The sequence below is a fragment of the Mesorhizobium sp. M7A.F.Ca.CA.002.05.1.1 genome, from assembly GCF_003998335.1.
In the GTDB taxonomy this organism is placed as follows: domain Bacteria; phylum Pseudomonadota; class Alphaproteobacteria; order Rhizobiales; family Rhizobiaceae; genus Mesorhizobium.
In genome coordinates, this window is record NZ_RZQI01000543.1 from 1 (window position 1) to 4,134 (window position 4,134).

At 64.3% G+C, this 4,134-nt stretch carries 4 protein-coding genes; 1 reads left to right on the forward strand and 3 read right to left on the reverse strand.

The features are described from left to right. The coding region (locus tag EN939_RS23490) for a hemolysin family protein (RefSeq protein ID WP_164751164.1) at positions 1–1,223 on the reverse strand (1,223 nt) is incomplete at its 3' end. 75 nt (positions 1,224–1,298) lie between these two features. Then, complete coding sequence (locus EN939_RS23495) at positions 1,299–2,213, reverse strand: LysR family transcriptional regulator (RefSeq protein WP_127270041.1); 915 nt, start codon at positions 2,211–2,213, stop codon at positions 1,299–1,301. Positions 2,214–2,340: 127 nt separating this feature from the next. On the opposite strand from EN939_RS23495, the gene EN939_RS23500 reads away from it, so the two are divergent. Continuing rightward, positions 2,341–3,363 carry a zinc-dependent alcohol dehydrogenase family protein gene (locus EN939_RS23500; RefSeq protein ID WP_127270043.1) on the forward strand — a complete coding sequence of 341 codons (1,023 nt, stop codon included), beginning with the start codon at positions 2,341–2,343 and terminating at the stop codon, positions 3,361–3,363. Between the two features lie 12 nt (positions 3,364–3,375). Here EN939_RS23500 and EN939_RS23505 read toward each other — a convergent pair whose 3' ends face one another. Next, the gene (locus EN939_RS23505; RefSeq protein WP_127270044.1) at positions 3,376–4,083 is read right to left on the reverse strand and encodes an LssY C-terminal domain-containing protein; all 708 of its coding nucleotides are present in this window, start codon (positions 4,081–4,083) and stop codon (positions 3,376–3,378) included. Between the last annotated feature and the right edge of the window lie 51 nt (positions 4,084–4,134).

A 4,134-nucleotide genomic window follows, 5' to 3' on the forward strand; every position in this document is an offset into this window, starting at 1 on the left:
CGCCAGCCCTGCGCGTCGACGCATTCGCCAGTCGCCGGCAGATGATGCATGTGCGACAGCACATAACCGGCGACGGTTTCGTAATCGCGGTTTTCCGGCAGGTCGATGCCGAGAATGTCGGCCATCTCGTCGGCCTGCATGTAGCCGGCGAGCAGCCACGAGCCGTCCTCGCGCTTGACCGCGTTTTCCTCATCGCCGGCGTCGGTGTCGGCGCGGAACACGCCGGTGATGGCTTCCAGAATGTCGGCCGGGGTGACGATGCCTTCGAAATGGCCGTATTCGTCATGCACCAGCGCCATCGGCACGTCGGATTCCTTCAGCTTCTGCAGCACATCCAGCGCGTCGGCCTGGTCGTAGACGATGGGGGCTGCGCGCACATGCCTGCGCGGGTCGAGCACGCGGCCGGCAAGCAGTGCGGCCAGCACGTCACGCGTCTGGACGACGCCGACCATGACGTCGACGCCGCCGTCGCCTGCCGGCAGGCGCGAATGCTGGGTTTCCATGAGCAGCTTGCGGATGGCCGCCTCGTCGGATTGCAGATTGATCCAGTCGACTTCGGTGCGCGGCGTCATCACCGCGCGCACGGCGCGGTCGCCAAGCCGCATGACGCCTGCGATCATGCGCCGCTCGTCGGATTCGATGGTGCCGTGATGCTCGGCCTCGGCGACCAGCATCTTGATCTCCTCATCGGTGACCTTCTCCTCGCTTTCGCCGCGCTGGCCGAGCAGCCACAGGATGGTGCGGCCGGAGAAATCGAGCAGGAAGACCAGCGGCGCCGAAACGGTGGCGAGGATGGTCATTGCCGGAGCGACCCTGGCGGCGACCCGCTCTGGGTCGCGCAAGGCGATCTGCTTGGGCACCAGTTCGCCGACGATCAGCGAGAAATAGGTGATGATGGCGACGACGATGCCGACGCCGAGCGGATCGGCGACGGTCTCGCGGATGCCGGTCGAGGCCAGGAACTGCGCCAGCCGTTCGCCGAGCGTGGCGCCGGAAAAGGCGCCGGAGAGGACGCCGACCAGGGTGATGCCGATCTGCACCGAGGACAGGAACTTGCCGGGATTGGAACCCAACTCGAGCGCGCGGCCGGCGCCATTGATGCCTCGGTCGATCATCGCTTTCAGGCGGGCCGGTCGCGACGAGACGATGGCAAGTTCGGACATCGACAGAAGGCCGTTCACACAGATGAGGACGACCACGATAGCGATTTCTACGTATAACATGAGCGGTCAATAGCATTGCGGCGCGGTCTTCGAAAATAGTCCGACGTGATTTTTGAGAAATGACCGGCATTTCGGTCACGCGGCATCCCAGGGCGGCGCCGAAAAATGTTCGACGAGGGCGTCGACGACAACCCGTACCTTTGGCGTGAGCGCGCGCGTTACCGGCCAGACGGCATGCACGACGATGTTCTCGACCAGGCAGTCCGACAGCACCATTTCGAGATCGCAGCTTTTGAGGCTGTCGGCGGCCAGCCATGTCGGCAGGAAGGCGATGCCGCAGCCGGCGAGCGCTGCATCCAGCATCGGTTCGCCATGGCCGAGAACGAGTCGCGCCTTGGGCATGAAGGTTGCGAGATGGCCGTCGGAATGCCTGATCACCCAGGGCCGGACGATGCCCTCGCGACCGTAGCCAATGACGCTGTGATCGGCGAGATCCTCGACCGATTGCGGCCGGCCATGCCTGTCGAGATAGTCGGGAGCCGCGCATATGGCCGAGCGCTGGGCGTAGAGGCGCCTGGCCGCAAGCGACAGGCTGTCGTCGAGTTCGCCCATGCGGATCGCCAGGTCGATGCCCTCCTCGATCAGGTCGACGCGGCGGTCATTGAAGGAGACTTCCACCGTCAGGTCCGGAAATTTCTTCGAAATCTCGAACAGCACGGGGGCGACGCAGCGTCGGCCGAAGGCCAGCGGCACGTCGATCCGAAGCCGGCCAGACGGGACCTGACGGCGCGAGGCAAGCAGCGACTGTGCGGCTTCGATCTCGGCAAGGGCCCGGACGCAGGCTTCATAATAGCTGACGCCTTCGCTGGTCGGGCTGAGGCTGCGGGTGGTGCGGTTCAGCAAGCGGACGCCGAGTCTCTGCTCCAGCTGCGCGATCGATTTGCCGATCGCCGACTTCGTCACATGCAGCCGCTCGCCGGCGCTGGTGAAGCTGCCGGCCTCCACCGCCTGAACAAACGCGACGATGCCTTGCAGGTCGGCCGTTTCCATGGCGATTTCCTATTGTCGACTTTTAATCCGCAATCAGTGTCAAATTATACCGCACGGAAGCACTATTTTCTATAGTCGAAAGGCATAAATGTCTCGCCTGGCATCAACGCACGGAGCGCGACACGACATGAGCACCCCAATCAACAGATCCTGGCAGATGAGCGGTTTTGGCCTGTCGAGGCTAAGCCAGGTGGAAGGCAAGGTGCCCGAGCCAGGGCCGCACGATTTGCTGGTGCGGACCAAGGCCGTGTCGCTCAACTACAAGGACAAGATGATCGTAGACGGCGTGCTGATCCCAGACCTTGCCTTTCCCTTCGTGCCGACATCCGACGCGGTGGGTGAAGTGGTGGCCGTCGGCAGTGCGGTCAGCCGCTTTCAGGTCGGCCAGCGCGTGCTCGGCCAGGTGATCGCCGATTGGCCGGATGGCGACGCACCGCCGGTGCTGCATAAGCACACGCTGGGGTCGTCGCTGTCGGGCATGCTTTCCGACCATGTCATTCTCGGCGAGGACGCCGCGGTGCTGGCGCCGCCATCGCTCGGCGATTTCGAGGCCGCGACATTGCCGATCGCGGCGCTGACGGCCTGGTTCGCCATGGCCGAAGCGACCAGACCGGTGCCGGGCCAGACCATTCTGATCCAGGGCACCGGCGGCGTGTCGCTGTTTGCGCTGCAGTTCGCCACCGCGTTCGGCCTGCGCGCCATCGTCACCTCAAGCAGCGATGAAAAGCTTGAGCGGGCGAGAAAGCTCGGCGCCTGGCAAGGGATCAACTACCGCACGCAACCGGCCTGGGATGAGGCCGTGCGTGAGCTGACGAATGGGCTGGGCGTCAACCACGTGCTGGAAATGGTCGGCGGCGACAATGCACGGCGATCGCTGAATGCGCTCGCCGCCGACGGTCGGCTGTCGATCATCGGCCTGTTGGGCGCGATGGAGCTCAGCTTCCCTATCATGCCCTTCATGCGCAACCGCATCACCGTGCAGGGCCTGTCGGTTGGCCATCGCCGCGCCTTCGAACGTATGAATCAGGCGATCGAGGCGCTGGCGATCAAGCCGGTCATCGACAAGCTCTTTGGCTTCGACGAGGTGCCGCAAGCCTTGCAGCATCTGGAGAAAGGGCCGTTCGGCAAGATCGTGATCACCACGAACTGACTTTTGCGATGGTCAGGGCAACTGCTTCAACACGCCGACAATTGCCTCGCCATCCGTGAAATAGGGATCGCCGCCGCCATTGCGTCCCGTACTGGTGGCGCCGACGCCCGATATATCGCTGGTCGAGATCAGCGTGCCGGCGGTGGCCAGGTCGCGCATCAGGAAATCGCGCTCGGCGTCGATGTCGGGGCCGATATGGTGGGTGACGGCGCCGGTGTCGTGGCTGAGGCCGACGCCGCGATCGAAGCTGGCCGAGCCCAGCCACAGCGGCCGGCCATCGTCGCCGCTTGCATCGGTCTGCCAGAAGCGGACATGATGCCGGCGGTCGGCGCTGAGGCCCTCCGGCTTTTCGAAGGCGAGATCCTGGGCGCGGCCATCGAACAGCAGCCTGCTGACCGGCGCATCGGGGTAGGGGTGGTCGAACAGCACGCTTTCACCGATCTCGATCGCGGTCTTCAGGGTCACGGCGTCGGCGGTGTCCCAGCCGGCGACGGCGAAGGCGTGCACTACTGCCTTTCGCGTACCGACAAGACCGACATTGATGGGATCGCCCGGAATGCCTTGTGGCGTGTGCGTCACCATCTCGAAGCTGTGCTTGCGAAAGCCGCGATCGTGAAACGTCCAGAATTCCGGTGCGGCGAAATAGGCGAGCGCCAGATAGGCGGCCAGCAAGGTCGCCACCCAGATTGCAACGCGTCGCCGAAAACTTCGCTGGCTCATGAACGCCGCCCGATCCGTGCGGTATCTGTTGCCTGACGGACCCTGGAAATC

Coding starts and splice junctions, on each gene's coding strand:
- EN939_RS23495 (WP_127270041.1), bottom strand. CDS start 2,213: ATGGAAACGGCCGACCTGCAAGGCATCGTCGCGTTTGTTCAGGCGGTG.
- EN939_RS23500 (WP_127270043.1), top strand. CDS start 2,341: ATGAGCACCCCAATCAACAGATCCTGGCAGATGAGCGGTTTTGGCCTG.
- EN939_RS23505 (WP_127270044.1), bottom strand. CDS start 4,083: ATGAGCCAGCGAAGTTTTCGGCGACGCGTTGCAATCTGGGTGGCGACC.